We start from the raw sequence: 22,816 nt of genomic DNA on the forward strand, positions 1-22,816 counted from the left end.
TTCACCCATCAATACCTCTGGGATCCTGACTGTAGCAAGCGGCGATCCCGTTCTGCCACGACAGAAACGCAACAGTTACCTGCAAAATGTAACCAGCCGTGTGATCCTTACGTATTTGTGCAAACGACATGTTTTTTGATGTCCACGAGGCAACTCATGGCGTTCGGTCCCTGGGTCAGTGACGAGGTGCCGATATCCAGCGTTAAGACATTGGGATTGCCCGCCCGATCAAACGGCTGCCAGGCGTTGCCAAAGCCGGGATCAAACCAGGCACCGGTAGAGATGATCACCACGCCCTGCTTCAGGCCGTCGGTTAAACGCACCCCAGCCAGAATCCTGCCGCGCGCATTGCTGACTTCAATCTCGTCACCATCGACAATGCCGCGCGCGTTCGCATCCTCAGGATGCATGTACAGCGTTTCATGGCCGGCGGTTTTATTGCCCTGCACGGTGGCGGTGGCATCCAGCTGACTGTGCAAGCGATCCGAGGGCTGAATGGAGATCATATGCAGTGGATAGTCCTGACTTGCCGGCGCTCCCAGCCATTCCCTCGGCTCACGCCATTCCGGGTGACCGGCCATATCCTCCAGCTGATAATCCGCAATCGTCTGGCAGAACAGCTCAATTTTGCCGCTGGCGGTCTGGATCGGATGCGCGAGGGGATCGGCGCGGAAGTCCGCCATAAAGACGTAGGGTTTACCGCCTTCGGGGATTTCAACGAAGCCGCGCTGCCAGAATGCCTCAAATTCGGGGAAAGCAATGCCGCGACGACCATGGGCGACGGCGCATTGTTGGTAAAGATGCGCGATCCACTGCATCTCGTTGCGCCCTTCCGTGAAGGTATCCCGATAGCCCAGTCGCTCGGCCAGATCCGCAAAGATATCAAAGTCGTTACGTGCCTGATGCTGGGGTTTAATCGCCTGATGCATCGCCAGCACAAAGCGATCGCGTGACGAGCCCCCGATATCATTGCGCTCCAGCGTGGTGGTTGCCGGCAGTACGATATCGGCCATCTGTGCAGCCGGTGTCCAGACGATATCCTGCACCACGACGGTATCCGGCTTTTGCCAGCCTTCCACCAGCCGGTTCAACTGCTGATGATGGTGGAACGGGTTGCCGCCCGCCCAGTGCACCATGTGAATGTCCGGGTAGTGCAGGGTTTCGCCCTGGAAGCTATAAGGCTGGCCGGGGTTAAGCAACATGTCACTGATGCGCGCCACGGGAATAGAGAGGCCCGACGGATTGGGTCCGGTACTCATCATTGGCGCGGGCCCTTCCTGGCGCGGATTGCCCACGCTGTTCATGGAGCCGTGACCAAATGAGAAGCCCGCGCCCGGCAGGCCTGGCTGTCCGAGCATGGAGGACAGCGCGATCATCATCCAGTAGGGCTGTTCGCCGCGATGAGCACGCTGGACAGAGTAGGAGCAGGTGATAAAACTGCGTTTGCCGATCAGCTGCTGCGCCAGTTGCACAATGCGCTCCGCCGGGACCGCGGTGATCCGGCTCGCCCAGCCCGCCGTTTTGGCGATGCCATCGCTTTCGCCCAGCAGATAAGCACGCAGCTGCGGCCAGCCGGTGCAGTGACGGGCAAGGAAATCCTCGTCGGTCGCACCGCGCTGATAAATTTCATAACCGAGGGCCAGCATCAGCGCCACATCGGTATTCGGCCGGATCGGGATCCAGTCCGCGCGAACAAATTCAGGGCAGTCGTCGCGCATGGGGCTGATGTTGATGACGGGCGTGCCTTTCGCGGCCAGCTGTTCCAGCGCCGGTTTCAGGCTGTGCTGACCTGCACCGCCGGAAGCCACCTGGGCATTTTTTAGCGCCAGTCCGCCAAAGGCGACAAAAATCTCGGCGTGTTCCACCACCTGCGGCCAGTCGGTGACGCGCCCGGTGAGCGGCATGTAGGTGCCCATGACATAAGGGAGGAAAAACTGCGCTGCGCCCCAGCTGTAGTTGCCTTGCTGATCGACCCCGCCGCCGCCCTGAAAATAGAAACGCCGTACCAGCGTGCGCGCATGGTTGACGCGCCCTGCCGATGACCAGCCGTAAGAGCCATTAAAAATGCCGGAGGCACCGTAGCGTTCACGAATGCGGCGATTTTCCTCAGCCACCAGATCCAGCGCCGTATCCCAGTCAACGGCGACAAAATCTTCGCGTCCACGCAAGGTGCGATCGCTGTTCTCGCGGGATGTTAACCACGAACGCCGCACCATAGGTTGGCGGATGCGTTTATCCGAGTAGACCAGTTCAGGAATGGTGTTGAGCATGGGCGACGGATCGGCGTCGGCAAAAAAAGGTTCGCAACCGATAAGACGGTCGTTTTCGCTTACCGCGGTAAAGGCGCCCCAGTGCGCCAGATGTGGCACTTTTATTTTCATGGTCATCGCTTCGGCAGGTGTTGGGATAAGCAGCATACCATGGGCTGTGACCGTAGCAGAAGGCATCACCCATCGTCTGATTTTGCCCTGTTTGCGACCGCACTGGCATTCTGTTGGCTTGATGTGCGTACGCTTTTCCGTAACACTGGAGCGATGTGTAAACGTTTCCCCAAAATCAGGTAAACCCATGGCTACCATTAAGGATGTTGCCCGGCTGGCGGGTGTTTCTGTCGCCACGGTTTCCCGCGTGATCAACAATTCGCCTAAGGCCAGTGACAGTTCGCGCCAGGCGGTGAATCAGGCCATGGAATCGCTCCAGTACCATCCAAACGCCAATGCACGGGCGCTGGCACAGCAGTCAACCGAAACCCTGGGGCTGGTGGTGGGCGATGTATCCGACCCGTTCTTTGGCGCGATGGTGAAAGCGGTAGATGAAGTGGCAGGCCAGACAGGCAACTTTTTGCTGATTGGTAACGGTTACCATAATGAGCAAAAAGAGCGCCAGGCTATCGAACAACTGATGCGCCATCGCTGCGCGGCGCTGGTGGTTCACGCCAAGAAAATCCCCGACAGCGAGCTGGAAGTGTTGATGAAGCAGATGCCCGGCATGGTGTTAGTAAATCGCCTGCTAAAGGGGTTTGAACAACGCTGTATTGCGCTTGATGACCGCTACGGTGCCTGGCTGGCCACGCGCCATCTGATTCAACTGGGCCATCAAAATATCGCGTTTATCTGTTCCACTCACACCATTTCGGATGCGGAAGACCGCCTGCAGGGCTATTACGATGCCCTGGAAGAGCACGGCCTGCCCTGCAATGACAGGCTGGTCGCCTGGGGCGAACCGGATGAAGTCGGCGGCGAGCAGGCGATGACGGAATTACTGGGACGCGGCAGAAACTTTACTGCCGTAGCCTGCTATAACGACTCCATGGCTGCCGGCGCGCTGGCGGTCTTAAGCGATAATGGCGTACAGGTTCCCGAAGCGATGTCCCTGATCGGTTTTGATGACGTGCTGGTTTCCCGCTACGTTCGCCCGCGCCTGACGACGGTGCGTTATCCCATCGTCACTATGGCGCAGCAAGCCGCCGAACTGGCGCTGGCGCTGGCTCACCACCAGCCCGTTCCTGAAGTGACCAATATGTTCAGCCCGACGTTAGTCCGCCGTCACTCGGTCAGCGGCCCGGCCACCTCGTCCTGAGTTCCTGCCTTGCCGCGACCTTTGGCGCGGCATGCGTTGATGGTGCAGGATGATACCCACCTTTTTTGCATCTTTTCTCTCTGCCTGTTCTGCGAAATAAACCAAGGCCTTCGCGCTGCAGGAAGGCGGCAAGATGAGTCATCCCCGGGAACTTACTGTTGTCAGTGACCGTGATGGCGAACCGCTGACAATGCGCCTGCTGCGCGCAAATCGCCAGCTTATTTGAAAGCATGGAGGAGGCGTTCAAGCGGCCGTACGAGTGCAATGACCGTCTCATCCTGCACCTGTGCCGCTGCATCCAGCTTCGCCTGCATCTGCGCCACCTCGCCCGCCCCAAAGGCCTGGTTACGTACATAGGCATCCACCATCGCCATGCCCATCACGCTCAGTGCATCAACCTGCCTGGCGCTGCCCGCCAGCGCATGGAGCGGCTGAGTGGCATTCAGTAGCGGCTGAACCTGCGAATAATTTTCGTGCCAGCGTTGTAACTGTGCACGAATCGCCGTCGCGGCGGCAGGATCGGTCCGGTCTTCAATCAGCAGGGCAACCTGCTTATCCAGCGCCCGGACGGTATCACTTTCAGCCGGTAAGACGTCCGCCAGGCGATTCAGCGGTTCAAAGTAGTTGTAATGCCCGGCCTGAAACTTGAGATGCTGACGCGTATAGTACTGTGCCGGTTCCAGCGCCTGGGCCAGCACGCGCAGCGGCTCGATATGGGTACTGTTGGCCAGCCGCATCATCTGTCGTTCCGTCTGATCGTGCTGTTGCAGGCCGACGGAGATCGTTGTCCAGCGATCCATCGCCGCCAGCCGTTGATACATGCTGTCAGGGTCGGTCACGTTCTGCGCTGACCATAACCGTTCGGCCACCACAAAAGCGCGCGGCCAGAGTTTGGTATCAATGATCGTGCTGTTGACGTTTTCAGCCCACAGCGCGGCCTCGCCGCCCAGCAGGTTTTGCTGCTTCTGCCGCGCATCGGGCAGCACCGGCTGAATACCGGCTGGCACGGCATCAAGGCGTCGGCCTTCGGTGGCATAGCGTACGTTCCCCACCCGCATATACCCGCTGAGCTGGTTACCCGTCAGCGTCACCACGGGCTGGAACGGTCCCATCCACGTATCGACCTCGAACGTCAGACGATCGGGTGCCAGCCACGCAATCCCTTTCACCAGACGGCGCGACTTACCCGCGAAATCAATAAACCCGCGCCAGCCGTCACGACCTTTAATCAGCGTAAAGCTGCCCGTCACCGGACTGCCTTTTAACCGCGGCATAGAGAACGACCAGCTCTGCGCCTTGTCACCCGGCTGAATGACATCTTTGCCCTCAAGCCCCTGGGGATAGATTTCATTGCGATAGTGATAGCTGGCCGGTTGAGGCTGGTCCAGATAGAACCCGGTGGAGAGAATGCCGCGATAGCCATTTTTGGCGACGGTACCCAGCGCATCCTGGCCCTGCCAGGACTGGATCAGAATGCTGTGGGGCAGATCCGGATGGGCGATCTCATCCCAGCCCACCATGTGTCGTTGATGTTTTTCCAGAATTTTTTCAAGGCGCTGATTAAAGTACGCCTGAAGCGCGTGACTGTCGGCAAGACCACGATCGTGCATAAATTGCTGAATGCGGGATGATGCCTGCCACTGGCTGGGATCGACCTCATCGCCGCCAATATGCACATACGGATCGGGAAAAATGGCGGCGACCTCCCCGATTAGCGCATCAATGACCTGGTAAACCTGCTCATTACTGGGATCCAGTAGCGGCTTAAAGACGCCCCAGCCGCGCTCCATCCGATAAGGACCGGGGGCGCTGATCAGTTCCGGCATCGCCACTGCCAGCGCAGAGGCATGTCCGGGAAAATCGAGTTCCGGCACTACGCGCACGCCACGTTCCGCCGCGTACTGCACCACGTCGCGCATCTCTTCCTGGGTATAGAAAAGGCCGTCGCTGGCGTTTTGTTGTAGCTGAGGATAGCGGCTGGAGGCGAAACGCCAGCCCTGATCGTCCGTCAGATGCCAGTGCAGCACGTTCATCCGTGCCGCCGCAATGCCATCAATCTGCCGCTTAATCGTTCTGACCGGCATGAAATGGCGGGCACTGTCGATCAGGATGCCGCGCCACGCGAAGCGCGGTTTATCCTGGATCGTCACCCAGGGAATGCGGGTGCCTTCGGGCGTGTTTTCAATCAGTTGCAGCAGTGTTTCCATGCCGCGCATCGCGCCAAAACGGGTAGTGGCCCGTAGCAAAACGCCATCACTGTTGACGTTAAGCTGGTAGCTTTCATCGCTGTCTGGCTGCGGAATGGGATCGGTAACCGTTGCAATCTGCACGCGAATCGTAGGCGGGGTTATGGCCTGATCGGTGGGCAGTAAAGGCCAGCCGGTTTGTCGGGCAATGCGTGACAACCAGCGCGTTTCGGCACCGGGTAACCTGTCCCCCTCGATGCGCAAGGTGAGCTGTGGCGTCAACGTCAGCCAGCCTGCGTTGGCAGGTTGCTCTACCTGCTGTGGCCATGGCATTAACGGCAACGTGTCCGCTGCGGCAGAAAAGGACAAAGCACAACAACAGATAAGCACATTTCGGCGTAGCGACATTGGCACGGTACCCTGCAAGTCGATGGCAAAAAAGGTCGGTCACCAGAGTAATGTCATTTTGCGTGGCTAATCAAATCAGTCCGTCCGAAAAGGCGACCCCGGGGCGATTTTTTTGTCGTGCTGATTTTCTGCGCGTGTTTACGGCTTCTTTGTTTCAGGTCAAAACGAGACGAATTAATTCGCTGCAGTCACTACATGTTGAGCCTAAAATCCGAAACAACACCTATATGTAGTTAACGGAGAGAACATGGCAACGGTGGTGATAAAGCGCGACGGATGCCGCGTAAGCTTTGATGCACAACGTATCGCAGCGGCCGTTATGGCGGCTGCGCGGGCAGCGAACGTCGACGATGCCGCATGGTGCGACGCGGTGGCCGGACAGGTTAGCGCACAACTGGTGGATCGTCAGGACGTCGACATTCAGGATATTCAGTGTGCGGTGGAAGAGACGCTGATGGCCGGACCTTACCCACAACTGGCACGGGCTTATATTGCCTATCGTCACGATCGTGACGTCGAGCGCGAACGCCGCAGCCAGCTGCATCATGCCATCCGTGGCCTGGTCGATCAGACCAATGCCGCCCTGCTTCATGAAAATGCCAATAAAGACAGCAAAGTGATCCCGACCCAGCGCGATTTGCTGGCCGGAATTGTGGCGAAACATTACGCCCAGCAGCAAATCCTGCCTCGTGATGTGGTTCAGGCGCATGAGCGCGGCGAGATCCATTATCACGATCTCGATTACTCGCCTTTCTTCCCCATGTTTAACTGCATGCTGATCGATTTGAAAGACATGCTGACCAACGGTTTTAAAATGGGTAACGCGGAGATCGAGCCGCCCAGGTCGATTGCTACCGCCACTGCGGTGACCGCGCAAATCATTGCCCAGGTTGCCAGCCATATCTATGGCGGAACCACGCTGAATCGAATTGACGAGGTGCTGGCACCCTATGTTGAAAAAAGTTTTGCCCGGCATAAAGAGGTAGCGCAGCACTGGGATATCCCGCAGGCGGAAGCCTATGCCCGCCAGCGTACCGAAAAAGAGTGTTATGACGCCTTTCAGTCGCTGGAATATGAGGTGAACACGCTGCATACGGCAAATGGCCAGACACCGTTTGTCACGTTTGGGTTCGGGTTGGGGACAAGCTGGGCCGCCCGTCTGGTGCAGACATCCATCTTGCGTAACCGCCTGGCAGGACTGGGTAAAAATCGCAAAACGGCCGTCTTCCCGAAGCTGGTGTTTGCGATTCGGGAAGGCGTTAACCGTCGTCCCGGCGATGTGAACTATGACATTAAGCAACTGGCGCTGGCCTGTGCCAGCAAACGAATGTATCCCGATATTCTCAATTATGATCAGGTCGTTAAGGTTACCGGCTCCTTTAAAACGCCGATGGGCTGTCGCAGTTTTCTGGGCGTTTACGAAGAAAATGGCGAGCAGATTCATGAAGGGCGCAACAATATCGGCGTCATCAGTCTGAATCTGCCACGTATCGCGCTGGAAGCACGGGGTGATGAGGCGCGTTTCTGGGCGTTACTGGATGACAGGCTGATGCTGGCGAAACGGGCATTGATGACGCGTGTTGCCCGGCTGGAAAAAACCAAAGCTCGGGTTGCGCCCATTCTTTATATGGAAGGTGCCTGCGGCGTGCGTTTGCAGGCAGACGATGAGGTGGGTTCGATTTTCCGCAATGGCCGCGCCTCCTTGTCTCTCGGTTTCATCGGCTTGCACGAAACACTGAATGCGCTGAGCGGCGCCTCAGTCCATCCTTTTGATGATGCAACCCTGCGCGCCAAAGGCGTGGCTATCGTGGCACGTCTGCGCGCGGCGACCGACGCCTGGAAAGCGGAAACGGGCTATGGCTTTAGCCTCTACAGTACCCCCAGCGAAAACTTATGTGACCGTTTCTGCCGTCTGGATGCGGCTGAATTTGGTGTGGTAAAAGGCGTGACCGACAAAGGTTATTACACCAACAGCTTCCATCTGGACGTTGAGAAGAAGGTGAATCCTTACGAAAAAATCGATTTTGAAGCCCCCTATCCGCCACTCTCCAATGGCGGTTTTATCTGTTACGGCGAATATCCCAATGTGCAGCACAACCTTAAGGCGCTGGAAGACGTCTGGGATTACAGCTACGACCGCGTGCCTTACTACGGCACCAACACGCCAATTGACGAATGTTACGACTGTGGCTTCAACGGGGAGTTCACCTGTACCAGCCGCGGATTTACCTGCCCGAACTGCGGCAATCACGATCCTGCACGGGTTTCGGTCACACGGCGGGTTTGTGGCTATCTGGGCAGTCCGGACGCGCGCCCGTTTAATGCGGGAAAACAACAGGAAGTGCAGCGTCGGGTGAAACATCTTAATAGCGGCCAGCTGGAATGATGCGCATTCATCGTTACTACGATGTCGATATCGTGAACGGCCCCGGCACCCGCTGTACCCTGTTTGTCTCTGGCTGCGAGCACCAGTGCCGCGGCTGTTACAATCAACGTACCTGGCGGCTGGATTCCGGGGTGCCGTTTACCCTGGCGATGGAAGAACAACTGCTGGCCGATCTGAACGACACGCGCATCCCACGACAGGGCTTATCGTTAAGCGGCGGCGATCCCCTGCATCCACAGAATGTGCCGCATATTCGTCGTCTGGTGAAACGCGTCAAACAGACCTGCCCGGGCAAAGATATCTGGCTATGGACCGGCTATGAAATGGCGTCACTGACGTCCGCGCAGCGTGAAGTGCTGCCCTGGATTGACGTTCTGATCGACGGGCGCTTTGAAGAAGCCGAAAAAGACGCCACCCTCTTATGGCGCGGCAGTCGTAATCAGCACATCTGGTATTTACGCTGAAGAGCGGGGAATCGCCCCGGATTCAATGAGGGTGACGCCGACTTTATCCATGAAGGCCTGCTGATGCAGACAGCGGGCCACATCCTGTGCTGACACTGCACGCCAGTTGCCGGGCAACCAGGAAAACAACGGTGCCATCAGGCTTTCTCCGCGGCGTTTCTCTTTTCTTTCACCGAGCAATAAAGATGGCCGGACGAAAACCAGGCGTGCCCAGTTCTGGTGGCGCAGCGTATTCTCCATCTCACCTTTTACGCGGCTGTATAAAAAGGGCGAATGGCGATGCGCGCCGTGCGCACTCACCACCAGCATCTGCGTGGCGCCCAGTCGCAAGCCATTCAATGCGGTGTCCACCACCAGCGTGTAATCCACATGAATAAAGGCCGCTTTACTGCCTGCCTGTTTGCGCGTGGTGCCCAGACAGCAAAATACCGTGGTCAGTGGCCCATCCAGGGGCTGAAGCACATCGGTCAGATCGTCCTCAACCGGATTGATCACCTTGTTCATAACAGGCAACGCGCGGCGCGTCGGGGCGATAATCTCATCGATGCGAGGATCATCAACCAGTAAACGCAGCAGATATGACCCGACTAATCCGGTTGCGCCGGTCACTAATACGCGATTCATCTCAGAATTGTCCCTGTTTCATCATCAGCCGTGCAAAATCTGGTCAATGTGCGCCGTCTGGCTTGCTTTCCTGATGTCGGCAGCCAGGCTTAATGCGTATCAGGATAGCGCATTAAGCGCCTAACATGCCTACAGGAGGGTAAAGATGAGCACCAAAATTGCGGTATTGATCACCGATGAATTTGAAGACTCTGAGTTTACCTCGCCAGCGGAAGTGTATAAACGTGCTGGCTACGAGGTGGTGACCATTGAGGAGCAGGCGGGTAAAACCGTTAAAGGCAAACAGGGTGATGCGGAAGTGAAGATTGACCGCAGCATCGACGATGTCAGTGCGGCTGAGTTTGACGCGCTGCTGCTGCCTGGCGGCCATTCACCTGACGCCCTGCGCGGCGACGACCGCTTCGTCGCTTTCACCAAAGACTTCGTGGCAAGCGGCAAACCGGTGTTTGCGATCTGCCACGGACCACAGTTGCTGATCAGTGCCAATGGCGTCCGCGGCCGAAAAATGACCAGCGTAAAAGCCATTGCGGTCGACCTGATTAATGCCGGGGCTGATTTCCGCGATGAAGAAGTGGTGGTGGACAGTGACAAGCTGGTAACCAGCCGCACCCCGGCTGACCTGCCTGCTTTTAACCGTGAGTCCCTGCGCATTCTGGAAGCGCTGTAACGCGTTGGCGCCCTTTTCCGTCAGGGATCAGGGCGCACTACTCTTCCCGCAGCCAGGCAATCTTTTTGCCAAATCCCAGCGCGTTATCGGTCATTTTCAGCTCATCGAGCGTGATTTCCCACAGCGGTGCAGACACGCTGCGTGACATCGGGAAACGTCGCTGATAGGCATGGCGAGCTTCAACCGCCTCCTCCTCACGCAGTTGCCTGATGCGTCCACGATACTGCACCCCTTTTATCAGTAAGACCGTTTTCGGCTGACCATTGATCGTTCCGGCCACGTGAGGATTTTTGCTGGCCAGAAGGCCATGACGTGTATCCGGTTCCGTCATCAACCAGAATGCCATACGTGCCTCATCAAACACGTAGTAACAGTTTGCACACCACAGTTCATTTCCGGCACTGCAGCACAGTGACAGGACATGTTGCTTCTTCAGGTAGCGAATAAGATGGGAAAGATCAGACACAATCAACTCCGGATAAGGGCAACGGATAGCGCACGATGGGGAAGCGCGTTACACTGCCGGGCAGGCATTTCTGGGACAGATTATGAGTCAGCACTGGCAACTTTACCTGATAAAAACGGCCGCCGGTCTGTTATATACCGGCATCACGACCGACGTCACGCGCCGCCTTGCGCAACATGAGTGTGGTCGTGGAGCCCGGGCCCTGCGCGGAAAAGGCCCACTGGCGCTGGTTTATGCCTGCGCGGCAGGTGACCGCACGCAGGCATCCAGGCTGGAATATCAGGTCAAGCAACTTCCCCGGCAACGCAAACTGCAACTGGTTGCCGAGCAACCGCAGAGTCTCGAAACCTGGCTTAGCGCAGTGCGTTAAAGGGAGCTGCATACTCAATGCGCCCTTCCGCGTCGTCGAAGGCATTATCGGCCAGACGGTAAACCTGGAAAGCGGCTTCACTGTCCGGCCAGCGACAGTGCAATCCCCGGCGCGCCGCAGGTTCAAATCCCAGCGGATGAAACAGCGCAGGCTCGCCAAGTACGACTACCGCGCTGTAACCAAACTCATTGAGCGTATCCAGACCTTCGTAAATGAGGCGTTTCGCAATGCCCTGCCCCCGTAAAGGTTCATCAACGGCCAGCGGCGCAAGGCCGACCCAGCCGCGATCCTCGCCCTGCATCGTGACCGGACTAAAGGCAGCATAACCCAGCACTTGTCCTTCATCATCGGTTGCCACGACGCCAAGCGTTAACAGGCCATCTTCGCGCAGTGCCTGTGTCAGTTCCGCCTCGGCCGATGTAGGGAAACAACGTCGGAGCAGTGCATCGATTCCGGCGGCGTCAACGCCAATTTCCGTTCGTATTAACATGAAACACCTGCGCGTGCCTGTGCGGCGTTCGCGTCCTGTTGCATCGTTGTTTCCACAATCGCAGCCATGTGCTGAATGGCGGTACGTAACCCTACGGGCATGGTGTCGAGTTCTATTGCATCCATTACGTTCTTAACCTCCAGTCCCAGTTCAGTATCCCCTTCAATCAGCAATCGACGCTGAAAGAAAAGCATATCAGGATCCGCTTTACGCGCGGCTACCAGCAACAAATCATTGGCATTGCCCCGGAACCAGACATCTGCTTCGGCATGCTGCAATACCTTCAGTCGGCCATCCTCTAGCGTGGTCATCCAGGTGAGATGCATATCAAGGATCTCAATGCCTAAAAAGCGTCCCTGAAGGAAGTCTAACTCACCTTCAGCCAAAACATGACGAAATTGCCAGTTTAAGAGTTGCTGCAAGAGGGGCTTCTTCAAGGTAAACGGGGCAATCTTCGCCGGTAAACCAATAATTTTAGGACCATTTTTCACTAAACTGGCTGAAAACCGCTGAAGCACGCTCGTCACTCCTGTTAAAAAAATTTTAGCTATATTGCCACAGACACCGGTTATCGCCGTCGGTGAGATCAATAAAACCAACAGCTGACCGATTAAAAATACGCCAGCCTCACGCATCAAAACGGCTTTCACTGCCCCAAATCAAGATTTGCGCAACGCGGCATGACTAGACTCGGGCTCCATCTGTATGTCGAGAGGATTGTGTATGGAGTTGCTGTGTCCAGCCGGGAGCCTGCCAGCCCTGCGCGCCGCCGTTGAGAATGGGGCCGATGCGGTCTATGTCGGGCTAAAAGACGATACCAATGCGCGTCATTTTGCCGGGCTAAACTTTACGGATAAGAAATTACGTGAAGCAGCCTGTTACTTACATCAGCATCGTCGCAAACTGCACGTTGCCATTAATACCTTTGCACACCCTGATAGCGTGCATCGCTGGCAGCGGGCCATTGATGTGGCGGCGGACTGTGGAGCGGATGCGCTGATACTGGCCGATATCGCCACGCTGGCCTATGCCCGCGAACGCTATCCACACATAGAGCGACACTTGTCCGTTCAGGCCTCGGCCACCAATCTGGAAGCCATCCGTTTTTATCACCGTCATTTCACTTTGCATCGCGTAGTGCTGCCCCGTGTTTTATCCCTCCATCAGGTAAAACAACTGGCGCGCATTACGCCAGTCCCGCTGGAAGTATTTGCCTTTGGCAGCCTGTGTATTATGGCCGAAGGTCGCTGCTACCTGTCCTCCTGGCTCACAGGGGAATCGCCAAACAGCAAAGGCGCCTGCTCGCCGGCGAAGTTTGTGCGCTGGCAGCAAACGCCTGCCGGGATGGAGGTGCGCCTGAATGACGTATTGGTTGACCGTTACGGTGCGGATGAAAGCGCGGGTTATCCCACCCTGTGTAAAGGGCGTTACGAGATTGACGAACAGCGCTACCACGTGCTGGAAGAGCCCACCAGCCTGAATACCCTGGAACTGCTGCCTGAGCTGCTGCGGGCGGGCATTGCCTCTGTGAAGATTGAAGGCCGTCAGCGCAGCCCCGCCTATATTTCTGAGGTGGCGCGCGTCTGGCGTCAGGCGATCAATCGCTGTCAGGCCGCGCCGGATAGCTTTGATGTCAGCGAGAAATGGATGCAGACATTAGGGGCGCTGTCTGAAGGAACGCAAACCACGTTAGGTGCTTACCATCGTGACTGGCAATAAGGAGGCAGCATGAAATATTCCCTTGGCCCGGTGCTGTGGTACTGGCCTGGCGACACACTGCAACACTTTTACCATCTCGCCGCCCAAAGCAGTGCCGACATCATTTACCTGGGCGAAACCGTATGCAGCAAGCGCCGCGCAACCTCGTTTGCCGCCTGGATGGATTTAGCGCGTGAGCTGGCTGCCAGCGGCAAGCAGGTTGTGGTGAGCACGCTGGCGCTGCTGCAATCCCCATCCGAACTGAAAGAGTTACAGCGTTATGTCGAAAATGGCGAGTTTCTTATCGAGGCCAACGACATGGGGACGGTCAACATGGCGGCGGAACGCAAGCTGCCCTTTGTCGCCGGTCCTACCCTGAACGTTTATAACGCTGACACCTTACATCTGCTGGTGAAAGAAGGTATGACGCGCTGGTGCCTGCCCGTTGAAATGCCACGAGACTGGCTGTTAACTCTGCTGGCGCAGTGCGAAACGCGCGGTATTCGCGAACAGTTTGAAGTGGAGGTGCTGGGCTATGGGCATTTACCGCTAGCCCTGTCAGCGCGATGCTTTACGGCCCGCTCGGAGAATCGTGCTAAAGATGACTGCGAAACCTGCTGCCGTCATTATCCGAACGGACGCAGGGTGCTTTCGCAGGAGCAACAACAGGTTTTCGTTCTGAACGGTATTCAGACGCTGAGTGGCTACTGTTACAACCTGGGCAACGATCTGGTAAGCATGCACAACTGTGTCGATATCGTGCGACTTTCACCACAAAGCGAGGAAACCTTAAGCCTTGTTGACCGTTTTCGCGACAACGAAGCGGGCCAGGCCCCGTTAGCGATCGAGAAAAACCGGGACTGCAATGGCTACTGGCGTAAACTGCCGGGGATGGTTTTACAGACCACCGACTGAAACGCACATACAGGCAACAGAGAGTGGGCGTAAAGCGTTTTAATATAGCGAATGTTGCGCAATACTTAATAGTGCAGGGTATGAAACCTGCGCTATAACCTCTGGAGTACCCATGTCTGAGAAAAAAAACGTTCGCCTCTCTGTACTCGATCTTGCCCCTGTTCCTCAGGGCGCTACGCCACGTGATGCGTTTCAGAATTCACTTGCGCTGGCACGTCAGGCCGAAGCTCTGGGATTTGAACGTTACTGGTTAGCTGAGCACCATAATATGACCGGCATCGCCAGCGCCGCCACAGCCGTGTTAATCGGCTATCTGGCCGCAAACACCACGACGCTGCGTCTGGGCTCTGGCGGCATTATGTTGCCCAATCACGCGCCGCTGGTGATCGCAGAACAGTTCGGCACCCTGGCATCGCTGTATCCCGATCGCATCGATCTGGGATTAGGCCGTGCGCCAGGATCGGATCAGCGCACGATGCTGGCTTTACGTCGCAACCTGTCAGGCATGCAGGCCGATACGTTTCCGGATGATGTGGCCGAGCTGATTCACTGGTTTGATGCAGAAGCTGGCGCGCAGCCGCCTGTTCAGCCGGTACCTGGTTTAGGGATGAAAATTCCCGTCTGGTTACTGGGTTCCAGCCTGTACAGCGCCCAGCTCTCGGCCAAAATGGGACTGCCGTTTGCGTTTGCCTCGCATTTCGCACCGGACCAGCTGTTCCAGGCTCTGCATATTTATCGTGAAAACTTTACACCGTCAGCGCGCCTTGCTGAACCTTATGCTACCGTCTGCATTAACATCGTGGCGGCGGACACGGAAAGCGACGCCCGTTTTCTGTTTACCTCAATGCAGCAGCAGTTTATTAATTTGCGTCGCGGCAAGCCCGGTCCGTTACCTGCCCCGGTGCAGAACATGGACAGCCTCTGGTCGCCGTCAGAACAGTATGGCGTCCAGCAGGCTCTGAGCATGTCGCTGGTCGGGGACGTGGATAAAGTGCGTCACGGTCTGGCCTCGCTGCTGCGTGAAACGCAGGCCGATGAGATCATGGTTAACGGTCAGATTTACGATACCGATGCACGTCTGCACTCCTTTAAGCTGGCGATGGAGGCGGCACGCGGGCTGTAAACGCCTCGCTCTGTTTCGCGCCAGGTAAAAGACAAAGACAAAAAGGGAAGCCTGCTGGCTTCCCTTTATTTATCTTACTTCCCCGCTGTCTCAGCCGGTCTGCCCTGACAGGGATTTACCGCAAGGGCAAAAAAAAGGGAAGCCCGCAGGCTCCCCTTTTTATCATGCGAAATCGTCTCGCTTATGCGTCACGACGACGAGGTGCAGCAGCACCGTCTTCACGACGTGGACCACGACCGCCTTCACGGTTAAAACTGCGTCCACCTTCACGACCACCTTCACGGCGCTCAGAAGAGAAACGACGGCCCTGACCTTCAGGACGAGGACCACGACGCTCGCCAGAACCTGAACGACGCTCACCACGGCCACCTTCATGCGGCTGTGCATCACCCAGCAATTGCATATTCATCGGCTTGTTGAGAATACGCGTACGGGTAAAGTGCTGCAGGACATCGCCCGGCATGCCTTTCGGCAGTTCGATCGTCGAGTGCGTACCAAACAGTTTGATGTTACCGATGTAACGGCTGCTGATGTCGCCTTCGTTAGCAATCGCGCCAACGATGTGACGAACTTCAACACCGTCATCACGGCCCACTTCAATGCGATACAACTGCATGTCGCCAACATCGCGACGCTCACGACGTGGACGATCGCCATCACGGCTGTCACGTGGACCACGGCTGTCGCGACGATCATCACGTTCACGGAATTCGCGGCGCGGAGGACGCGGTGCGTCAGCAGGTACGATCAGCGGACGCTCACCCTGTGCCATTTTCAGCAGGGCGGCAGCCAGCGTTTCGATATCCAGCTCTTCTTCAGGCTGCATTTTGGTCAGCAGTGCACGGTACTGTTCCAGATCGCTGCTTTCCAGCTGCTGCTGAACTTTCGCGGCAAACTTAGCCAGACGACGCTGACCCAGCAGCTCTGCGTTTGGCAGCTCAACTTCCGGGATAGTCAGCTTCATGGTGCGTTCGATGTTGCGCAGCAGACGACGCTCGCGGTTCTCAACGAACAGCAGTGCGCGACCCGCACGACCCGCACGACCCGTACGGCCAATACGGTGAACGTAAGATTCGGCGTCCATCGGGATATCGTAGTTAACAACCAGGCTGATACGCTCAACGTCCAGGCCACGGGCCGCAACGTCAGTCGCGATCAGGATGTCCAGACGACCATCTTTCAAACGCTCCAGCGTCTGCTCACGCAGGGCCTGGTTCATATCACCGTTCAGGGCCGCGCTGTTGTAACCGCTACGCTCCAGCGCTTCAGCGACTTCCAGAGTGGCATTTTTGGTACGTACGAAGATGATCGCCGCATCAAAATCTTCTGCTTCCAGGAATCGAACCAGTGCATCGGTTTTACGGCCGTAAGCCGTCCAGTAGCTCTGGCTGATGTCAGGACGCGTTGTCAGGCTCGACTGAATACGCACTTCCTGCGGATCTTTCATGAAACGCTTGGTGATGCGACGAATCGCTTCTGGCATGGTGGCAGAGAACAGCGCGGTCTGATGACCTTCCGGGATCTGCGCCATGATGGTTTCAACGTCTTCGATGAAGCCCATACGTAACATTTCATCTGCTTCGTCCAGCACCAGACCACGCAGATTAGACAGATCTAACGTGCCACGCTTCAGGTGATCCAGCAGACGACCTGGGGTGCCCACAACGACCTGGGGTCCCTGGCGCAGAGCACGCAGCTGCACGTCATAACGCTGGCCGCCGTAAAGGGCAACTACGTTCAGACCGCGCATGTGCTTAGAGAATTCGGTCATCGCTTCAGCAACCTGAACCGCCAGTTCGCGGGTCGGAGCCAGCACCAAAATTTGCGGTGCTTTAATAGTCGGATCAATGTTGTTTAACAGCGGCAGAGAGAACGCTGCCGTTTTACCACTCCCGGTCTGCGCCATGCCTAACACGTCACGACCCGCCAACAGGTGAGGAATACACTCAGCCTGGATTGGGGATGGCTTTACGTAGCCCATGCCGTTCAGTGATTCAAGGATGTCGGCGTTCAGGCCAAGGTCTGCAAAAGTGGTTTGAATATCAGTCATGTAGTACACGTGCCTCGTTGATTGCGGCGGCCAGTCTACATAACTCGTCGTGAAAACTTTCAGTCATTTTCATCAAAAAGTGTGAACCGGCTCAAATTAGAAGTTTTGACGAACAGAAAAGCCCTCATCCCTGAAGATGATGACTTGACAGGTTTACAGGCAAAAAAGTTCGTCAGCTATTGCTGGTCAGATTCTGATAAATCGTCTTGTGCCTGGCCGAGTAGCGCCAGTTCCAACAATGCGTATCGGTGTTCAACAAAGTTATTCACGTTGTTGGCGACCGCCAGTTTGAACAACGCTTCTGCGTTGTCCTTCTCCCCCAGACTTAGGTAATACTTACCTAAATAGAAGTTGGTTTCACTGAGATGTTCAGCGAGCGAGGTGTTATCCGTTGCGTCCGCCTTGAGACGTTCCATCAGTGTTGCTTCGCTGATGTCGCCCAGGTAGAACTCGACAATATTCCATCCCCATTGGTCCTTAACCGCTTTGTCGTAACGCTGTTTAAGCGCCACTTTTGCCTTGGCTGCGTCCATCTTGCTTTCAACAAGATAGAGCCACAAGCTACGGAAAGGATCGTTAGGATCGTCTTGATAAAACGCCAGCAGATCATCTTGCGCTAACTTGTATCGACCACCGTAATAGAGGGCGATACCACGATTTAAATGCGCATAGTTGTAAGTTGGATCAAGCTCAAGTACAGAATCAAACGCTTCATAGGCGGCATCATAGTTGCCCGCCTGCGTTAAGTATATACCAAGATAGTTAAACACTTCTGGCATATCAGGTCTTATAGACAGCGCTTGCGAAAAATCGTTCCGCGCTAATGCCCTCAGACCCAAACTATCATACAACACTCCGCGCTCATATAACAGCTGTGCGCGTTCATCATCGGTAAGGGCTCGACTGGCAAGAATTTGTTCCATGCGAGCCAGAATCACTTCCTGCTGCAGTGTGGGCTGTAAAGGTACTGCAAGAACTTCGTTCTTACGCCAATTGGAGTTGCTGCATCCTGCCAGCGTCAAAGCTGTCGCAACAAAACACCAGCGCAAAAAAGGCTTCATTTCCCACTCCCGAATACAAACATTGGGACAACCGTCCTGTCATCCGCCTGCTGTGCACAAGGATTCCTGCCCTCGCGATGACACAAAAGCCTCCCCCTGCCAGGCAAGGAGAGGCAAATCAGGAAAGACTTATTCAGCGTCAGGTGCGCTCTCAGCTGCAACAGCCTCAGGCTTGGTTTCTGTCGCTTCTTTGATGCTCAGACGGACACGGCCCTGGCGATCCACTTCCATCACCTTCACCGGTACTTCCTGACCCATCTGCAGATAATCTGTCACTTTCTCAACGCGCTTATCAGCGATTTGTGAAATGTGCACCAGACCTTCTTTACCGCCGCCGATAGCAACGAAAGCACCGAAATCGACAATGCGCGTGACTTTACCGCTGTAAATGCGGCCCACTTCGATTTCAGCGGTGATCTCTTCGATGCGACGAATCGCTTCTTTCGCTTTCAGGCCATCAGTTGCCGCGATTTTCACCGTACCGTCATCTTCGATTTCGATGGTGGTGCCGGTTTCTTCGGTCAGCGCACGGATAACAGAACCGCCTTTACCGATCACATCTTTAATCTTATCTGAACTGATCTTGATGGTGTAAATGCGCGGTGCGAACTCAGAGATTTCCTGACGCGGCGTGCTGATAGCCTGCTCCATCACGCCCAGAATGTGCAGACGTGCACCTTTGGCCTGATTCAGCGCTACCTGCATGATCTCGCGGGTGATGCCTTCAATTTTGATGTCCATCTGCAGCGCGGTGATACCGTCACGGCTACCCGCCACTTTGAAGTCCATATCACCCAGGTGATCTTCATCACCCAGAATGTCGGACAGAACAACAAATTTGTCGTCTTCTTTTACCAGGCCCATCGCGATACCGGCAACAGACGCTTTAATAGGTACGCCCGCGTCCATCAGTGCCAGAGAAGCACCACAGACGGAAGCCATAGAAGATGAACCGTTTGATTCGGTGATTTCAGACACGACACGAACGGTGTAAGGGAAATCTTCCACTTTTGGCATTACGGCCAACACGCCGCGCTTCGCCAGACGACCGTGACCAATTTCACGACGCTTAGGCGAGCCCACCATACCGGTTTCACCTACTGAGTAGGGAGGAAAGTTGTAGTGGAACAGGAAGCTGTCGGTACGCTCACCCATCAGTTCATCCAGGTTCTGCGCATCGCGGGTGGTACCCAGCGTTGCGGTCACCAGCGCCTGTGTTTCACCACGGGTGAACAGGGCTGAACCATGGGTACGCGGCAGTACGCCGGTCCGCACGTCCAGACCACGAATCATGTCTTTTTCACGGCCATCGATACGCGGCTCGCCGTTCAGAATACGGGTACGGACAACCGTCTTCTCCAGGCTGTGCACGATATCACCGATTTCAGCCGCATCCAGGGATTCGTCTTCCGCCAGCAGCGCCGCGATGGTTTCGTCTTTGATGGCGTCAACCTGGGCATAACGCGCTTGCTTGTCAGTAATACGGTACGCATCGCTGATACGCGCTTCAGCCAGAGCCGTAACACGTGAAATCAGTGCAGTATTGGCCGCTTCTGGCTGCCAGTCCCAACGCGGTTTGCCCGCTTCAGCGACCAGTGCATTAATGTTTTCAATCACCACCTGCTGCTGATCGTGGCCGAACACCACAGCACCCAGCATTTGTTCTTCAGACAGGATTTCTGCTTCAGATTCCACCATCAGAACGGCGTTCTGCGTACCTGCAACCACCAGATCCAGACGTGACGTTTTCAGTTCGTCAGCCGTTGGGTTCAGTACGTACTGGTCATTGATATAACCCACACGCGCCGCACCGATTGGGCCATTGAAAGGCAGACCCGACAGCGCCAGCGCGGCAGAGGCACCGATCATCGCAACGATGTCTGGGTGAACCTGTGGGTTGACCGAAACAACGGTCGCAATCACCTGAACTTCGTTAACGAACCCTTCCGGGAACAGAGGACGCACCGGACGGTCAATCAGACGTGAAATCAGCGTTTCACCTTCGCTTGGACGACCTTCGCGACGGAAGAAGCTGCCCGGGATACGACCAGCAGCGTAAGTACGCTCCTGATAGTTAACGGTCAGTGGGAAGAAGTCCTGGCCTGGTTTGGTTTTTTTCTGGCCAACAACGGTGACAAAAACAGCGGTGTCATCCATGCTCACCATAACGGCGGCAGTCGCCTGGCGAGCCATCATGCCGGTTTCCAGCGTGACGGTATGTTGACCATATTGGAATTTGCGTACGATCGGATTAAGCAAAATCAAAGTCCTTAACATCGGGGCAGTGCTATCTTGAGCCTGCCATTAATTACCGATCTCCGTTGCATCCTCGCGACTAATGACAACCCTTAACCGCCCCTGCGGTAAAGCCTCTCATTAGCCGCGCGAACCTCTGCAAACAAAGATCACACCCAACAACAATACATGAGTTTGCTCAGGATTGCTGCGCATTGCTCGAAAAAAGGGGCCATAAAGGCCCCCTTTTCATGAAACTCGCACAAATCTGATCGCCAAAGGGGTTTTAGCACACATTTGTGGCATCCCAGACGATCCGATTTTAAGACTTAGCGACGCAGACCGAGGCTTTCGATCAGGCTGCTGTAGCGTGCAACGTCTTTACGCTTCAGGTAGTCCAGCAGCTTACGACGCTGAGATACCATGCGCAGCAGACCGCGGCGGCTGTGGTGGTCTTTTTTGTGCTCAGAGAAGTGGCCCTGCAGATGGCTGATCTGCGCGGTCAACAGTGCAACCTGAACTTCAGTTGAACCGCTGTCGTTAGCACCACGACCATATTTAGCAACGATCTCTGCTTTAGCTTCTACGCTTAGAGACATAATAAACTCCAGTTAAATGAATGTATGGGCGCCGATCTCTAATTCAGCATCCCGCTTTAAAGCCGCGCTATTCTACTCTTCGCCAGAAGGCAACGCAAATGCCCTTAATGAAAAGCGCACGACTTAATTCTGATACTCAACCACTAAACGGCGTGGAGCAATCCGGCCATCGTCGGCCACTTCTGCCATACCGATAAACTTGCGAGTTTCACCTTCGGTGACGCGAACCAGCCCCTGGTCAGGTGCCTGACTTGCATGCACCGGCTGGCCCTGTTTAAAGTAGGCCGCCACATCCGCTGACAGGTTGACCGCAGGAAAATCCGCAGCCGGACTGTCCATGGGCAGCAGCAGAGGATCGAGCTGTAACGCCAGATCGTCGCCTGAGGCGTTCGCCTCTGCCTGCAACGCCTGAAGCTGCTCCAGCGTGACCATTCTTTCGAAGGGATAGCGTGCTACCTGCAAACGACGCAGCATGATGACATGCGCACCGCAGCCCAGCTTTTCACCCAAATCGTCAATAATGGTACGGATGTACGTACCTTTAGAGCAGTGAATTTCCAGCTCAAGCTCACTGCCCTGCCAGCGAATAAACTGCAAGTCATACACGGTGATCGGCCGGGGCTCACGTTCGATAGTGATGCCTTCGCGGGCATATTCATACAGTTTCCGGCCCTGATGTTTTAATGCTGAAAACATCGATGGCACCTGCATAATGTCACCACGAAAACTGTCCAGTGCGGTATCCAGATCGGCCTGGGTAAAGGTCACGGGACGGGTTTGTACCCGGTTCCCGTCCGCATCGGAGGTATCGGTACGTTCACCTAACCGGGCAATCACGCGATAACGCTTATCGGAATCCAGCAGATACTGCGAGAACTTGGTGGCTTCACCCAGACAGATCGGCAACATGCCGGTTGCCAGCGGATCAAGTGCACCGGTGTGTCCTGCACGGTTAGCGTTAAAAATGCGCTTCACCTTCTGCAGAACATCGTTAGACGACATGCCTTGTGGCTTATCCAGCAACAAAACGCCATGGACGTCGCGACCGCGACGACGAGGACGACTCATTACGCCTCCTCGTCATCATCCGTGGTTTCTGGACCACGACGCTCAACGTCTTTTTTCACCACGTTAGTCACGAGGTTGGACATGCGCATCCCTTCAATCAACGAGTTATCGTAGAAGAAGGTCAGTTCAGGCACGATACGCAGGCGCATGGCTTTACCCAGCAGCGTACGGATATAACCCGAGGCTTCTTTCAACGCTTTCAGGCCATTTTTTACGGCTTCTTCATCTTGATCGTTGAGGAATGTCACAAACACTTTGGCGTAAGCGAGGTCACGTGATACCTCAACACCCGAAACGGTCACCATCATGCCAAGGCGTGGATCTTTAATCTCACGCTGCAGAATCATCGCAATCTCTTTTTGCAGCTCCTGTGATACACGCTGCGGACGGCCAAATTCTTTCGCCATTTTTATTTCTCCCAAATAAT

At 55.6% G+C, this 22,816-nt stretch carries 21 protein-coding genes; 8 read left to right on the top strand and 13 right to left on the bottom strand.

The annotated features are described in order from the left end of the window. Positions 1-107: 107 nt before the first annotated feature. A complete protein-coding gene (locus C1N59_RS17770) occupies positions 108-2,381 on the bottom strand; it encodes a molybdopterin guanine dinucleotide-containing S/N-oxide reductase (RefSeq protein ID WP_039339105.1) in 2,274 nt (757 codons plus the stop codon). Positions 2,382-2,568: 187 nt separating this feature from the next. On the opposite strand from C1N59_RS17770, the gene galR reads away from it, so the two are divergent. Next, positions 2,569-3,579: an HTH-type transcriptional regulator GalR gene (gene galR / locus C1N59_RS17775; RefSeq protein WP_039338882.1), complete on the top strand. Its 1,011-nt coding sequence runs from the start codon at positions 2,569-2,571 to the stop codon at positions 3,577-3,579. 218 nt (positions 3,580-3,797) lie between these two features. Here galR and C1N59_RS17780 read toward each other — a convergent pair whose 3' ends face one another. After that, on the bottom strand, positions 3,798-6,173 hold the full coding sequence (locus C1N59_RS17780; RefSeq protein WP_283788028.1) for a beta-N-acetylhexosaminidase: 2,376 nt from the start codon (positions 6,171-6,173) through the stop codon (positions 3,798-3,800). Between the two features lie 247 nt (positions 6,174-6,420). Here C1N59_RS17780 and nrdD point away from each other — a divergent pair, with 247 nt between their 5' ends. After that, positions 6,421-8,559 (top strand): anaerobic ribonucleoside-triphosphate reductase, encoded by a 2,139-nt coding sequence (gene nrdD / locus C1N59_RS17785; protein WP_394549987.1) that lies wholly within the window; start codon positions 6,421-6,423, stop codon positions 8,557-8,559. After that, positions 8,556-9,023, top strand: coding sequence for an anaerobic ribonucleoside-triphosphate reductase-activating protein (gene nrdG / locus C1N59_RS17790; RefSeq protein WP_033739209.1), 468 nt, complete (start codon positions 8,556-8,558; stop codon positions 9,021-9,023). Before nrdD ends, nrdG begins: the two co-directional genes overlap by 4 nt. Here the strand turns inward: nrdG and C1N59_RS17795 are convergent. Beyond that, a complete protein-coding gene (locus tag C1N59_RS17795; RefSeq protein ID WP_394549988.1) occupies positions 9,015-9,647 on the bottom strand; it encodes an NAD-dependent epimerase/dehydratase family protein in 633 nt (210 codons plus the stop codon). The genes nrdG and C1N59_RS17795 overlap by 9 nt on opposite strands. A gap of 145 nt (positions 9,648-9,792) precedes the next feature. On the opposite strand from C1N59_RS17795, the gene C1N59_RS17800 reads away from it, so the two are divergent. Beyond that, the gene (locus C1N59_RS17800) at positions 9,793-10,314 is read left to right on the top strand and encodes a type 1 glutamine amidotransferase domain-containing protein (protein WP_006121777.1); all 522 of its coding nucleotides are present in this window, start codon (positions 9,793-9,795) and stop codon (positions 10,312-10,314) included. 37 nt (positions 10,315-10,351) lie between these two features. Here C1N59_RS17800 and C1N59_RS17805 read toward each other — a convergent pair whose 3' ends face one another. Next, a complete protein-coding gene (locus C1N59_RS17805) occupies positions 10,352-10,780 on the bottom strand; it encodes a YhbP family protein (RefSeq protein WP_033739205.1) in 429 nt (142 codons plus the stop codon). An 82-nt stretch (positions 10,781-10,862) separates the two neighbouring features. Between C1N59_RS17805 and C1N59_RS17810 the strand changes: the two genes are divergently transcribed. Next, positions 10,863-11,150: a GIY-YIG nuclease family protein gene (locus C1N59_RS17810; protein WP_394549989.1), complete on the top strand. Its 288-nt coding sequence runs from the start codon at positions 10,863-10,865 to the stop codon at positions 11,148-11,150. On the opposite strand, the gene C1N59_RS17815 is transcribed toward C1N59_RS17810, so the two are convergent. Both C1N59_RS17815 and C1N59_RS17820 read right to left on the bottom strand, forming a co-directional pair. Further along, the gene (locus C1N59_RS17815; RefSeq protein WP_033739203.1) at positions 11,134-11,640 is read right to left on the bottom strand and encodes a GNAT family N-acetyltransferase; all 507 of its coding nucleotides are present in this window, start codon (positions 11,638-11,640) and stop codon (positions 11,134-11,136) included. The genes C1N59_RS17810 and C1N59_RS17815 overlap by 17 nt on opposite strands. Further along, positions 11,634-12,158: a ubiquinone anaerobic biosynthesis accessory factor UbiT gene (locus C1N59_RS17820; protein ID WP_006121773.1), complete on the bottom strand. Its 525-nt coding sequence runs from the start codon at positions 12,156-12,158 to the stop codon at positions 11,634-11,636. The genes C1N59_RS17815 and C1N59_RS17820 overlap by 7 nt, the downstream gene beginning before the upstream one ends. A gap of 205 nt (positions 12,159-12,363) precedes the next feature. Between C1N59_RS17820 and C1N59_RS17825 the strand changes: the two genes are divergently transcribed. From C1N59_RS17825 to C1N59_RS17835, 3 genes are all read left to right on the top strand, one after another. Continuing rightward, the gene (locus C1N59_RS17825; RefSeq protein ID WP_394549990.1) at positions 12,364-13,359 is read left to right on the top strand and encodes a ubiquinone anaerobic biosynthesis protein UbiU; all 996 of its coding nucleotides are present in this window, start codon (positions 12,364-12,366) and stop codon (positions 13,357-13,359) included. A gap of 9 nt (positions 13,360-13,368) precedes the next feature. Next, positions 13,369-14,253, top strand: coding sequence for a U32 family peptidase (locus C1N59_RS17830; RefSeq protein WP_205959093.1), 885 nt, complete (start codon positions 13,369-13,371; stop codon positions 14,251-14,253). 112 nt (positions 14,254-14,365) lie between these two features. After that, positions 14,366-15,376: a luciferase-like monooxygenase gene (locus C1N59_RS17835; protein WP_205953978.1), complete on the top strand. Its 1,011-nt coding sequence runs from the start codon at positions 14,366-14,368 to the stop codon at positions 15,374-15,376. 181 nt (positions 15,377-15,557) lie between these two features. Here the strand turns inward: C1N59_RS17835 and C1N59_RS17840 are convergent, their stop codons facing one another. The 7 genes from C1N59_RS17840 to rbfA form a co-directional block, all read right to left on the bottom strand. Beyond that, complete coding sequence (locus C1N59_RS17840) at positions 15,558-17,426, bottom strand: DEAD/DEAH family ATP-dependent RNA helicase (RefSeq protein ID WP_058702613.1); 1,869 nt, start codon at positions 17,424-17,426, stop codon at positions 15,558-15,560. Continuing rightward, entirely contained in the window at positions 17,419-17,499 is an 81-nt protein-coding gene (gene yrbN / locus C1N59_RS17845) for a protein YrbN (protein ID WP_100208641.1), read from the bottom strand. The genes C1N59_RS17840 and yrbN overlap by 8 nt, the downstream gene beginning before the upstream one ends. A gap of 103 nt (positions 17,500-17,602) precedes the next feature. Next, positions 17,603-18,487 (bottom strand): lipoprotein NlpI, encoded by an 885-nt coding sequence (gene nlpI / locus C1N59_RS17850; protein ID WP_033739194.1) that lies wholly within the window; start codon positions 18,485-18,487, stop codon positions 17,603-17,605. 129 nt (positions 18,488-18,616) lie between these two features. Then, positions 18,617-20,746, bottom strand: a complete 2,130-nt coding sequence (gene pnp / locus C1N59_RS17855) for a polyribonucleotide nucleotidyltransferase (protein WP_394549991.1) — start codon at positions 20,744-20,746, stop codon at positions 18,617-18,619. A 305-nt stretch (positions 20,747-21,051) separates the two neighbouring features. Beyond that, positions 21,052-21,321: a 30S ribosomal protein S15 gene (gene rpsO, locus C1N59_RS17860; RefSeq protein WP_006121766.1), complete on the bottom strand. Its 270-nt coding sequence runs from the start codon at positions 21,319-21,321 to the stop codon at positions 21,052-21,054. 123 nt (positions 21,322-21,444) lie between these two features. Beyond that, positions 21,445-22,389 (bottom strand): tRNA pseudouridine(55) synthase TruB, encoded by a 945-nt coding sequence (gene truB, locus C1N59_RS17865; RefSeq protein ID WP_006121765.1) that lies wholly within the window; start codon positions 22,387-22,389, stop codon positions 21,445-21,447. Further along, complete coding sequence (gene rbfA, locus C1N59_RS17870; protein WP_006121764.1) at positions 22,389-22,796, bottom strand: 30S ribosome-binding factor RbfA; 408 nt, start codon at positions 22,794-22,796, stop codon at positions 22,389-22,391. The genes truB and rbfA overlap by 1 nt, the downstream gene beginning before the upstream one ends. Positions 22,797-22,816 lie beyond the last annotated feature (20 nt).

This window comes from Pantoea sp. SGAir0183 (genome assembly GCF_043545505.1).

What these genes read in the sequence shown, in the direction of transcription:
- rpsO (WP_006121766.1), bottom strand. Translation starts at nt 21,321, where the DNA reads ATGTCTCTAAGCGTAGAAGCTAAAGCAGAGATCGTTGCTAAATATGGT.
- yrbN (WP_100208641.1), bottom strand. Translation starts at nt 17,499, where the DNA reads ATGAAAATGACTGAAAGTTTTCACGACGAGTTATGTAGACTGGCCGCC.
- C1N59_RS17815 (WP_033739203.1), bottom strand. Translation starts at nt 11,640, where the DNA reads ATGTTAATACGAACGGAAATTGGCGTTGACGCCGCCGGAATCGATGCA.
- truB (WP_006121765.1), bottom strand. Translation starts at nt 22,389, where the DNA reads ATGAGTCGTCCTCGTCGTCGCGGTCGCGACGTCCATGGCGTTTTGTTG.
- C1N59_RS17810 (WP_394549989.1), top strand. Translation starts at nt 10,863, where the DNA reads ATGAGTCAGCACTGGCAACTTTACCTGATAAAAACGGCCGCCGGTCTG.
- C1N59_RS17825 (WP_394549990.1), top strand. Translation starts at nt 12,364, where the DNA reads ATGGAGTTGCTGTGTCCAGCCGGGAGCCTGCCAGCCCTGCGCGCCGCC.
- C1N59_RS17770 (WP_039339105.1), bottom strand. Translation starts at nt 2,381, where the DNA reads ATGAAAATAAAAGTGCCACATCTGGCGCACTGGGGCGCCTTTACCGCG.
- C1N59_RS17780 (WP_283788028.1), bottom strand. Translation starts at nt 6,173, where the DNA reads ATGTCGCTACGCCGAAATGTGCTTATCTGTTGTTGTGCTTTGTCCTTT.
- nlpI (WP_033739194.1), bottom strand. Translation starts at nt 18,487, where the DNA reads ATGAAGCCTTTTTTGCGCTGGTGTTTTGTTGCGACAGCTTTGACGCTG.
- nrdD (WP_394549987.1), top strand. Translation starts at nt 6,421, where the DNA reads ATGGCAACGGTGGTGATAAAGCGCGACGGATGCCGCGTAAGCTTTGAT.
- C1N59_RS17835 (WP_205953978.1), top strand. Translation starts at nt 14,366, where the DNA reads ATGTCTGAGAAAAAAAACGTTCGCCTCTCTGTACTCGATCTTGCCCCT.
- nrdG (WP_033739209.1), top strand. Translation starts at nt 8,556, where the DNA reads ATGATGCGCATTCATCGTTACTACGATGTCGATATCGTGAACGGCCCC.
- rbfA (WP_006121764.1), bottom strand. Translation starts at nt 22,796, where the DNA reads ATGGCGAAAGAATTTGGCCGTCCGCAGCGTGTATCACAGGAGCTGCAA.
- C1N59_RS17795 (WP_394549988.1), bottom strand. Translation starts at nt 9,647, where the DNA reads ATGAATCGCGTATTAGTGACCGGCGCAACCGGATTAGTCGGGTCATAT.
- galR (WP_039338882.1), top strand. Translation starts at nt 2,569, where the DNA reads ATGGCTACCATTAAGGATGTTGCCCGGCTGGCGGGTGTTTCTGTCGCC.
- C1N59_RS17800 (WP_006121777.1), top strand. Translation starts at nt 9,793, where the DNA reads ATGAGCACCAAAATTGCGGTATTGATCACCGATGAATTTGAAGACTCT.
- C1N59_RS17840 (WP_058702613.1), bottom strand. Translation starts at nt 17,426, where the DNA reads ATGACTGATATTCAAACCACTTTTGCAGACCTTGGCCTGAACGCCGAC.
- C1N59_RS17830 (WP_205959093.1), top strand. Translation starts at nt 13,369, where the DNA reads ATGAAATATTCCCTTGGCCCGGTGCTGTGGTACTGGCCTGGCGACACA.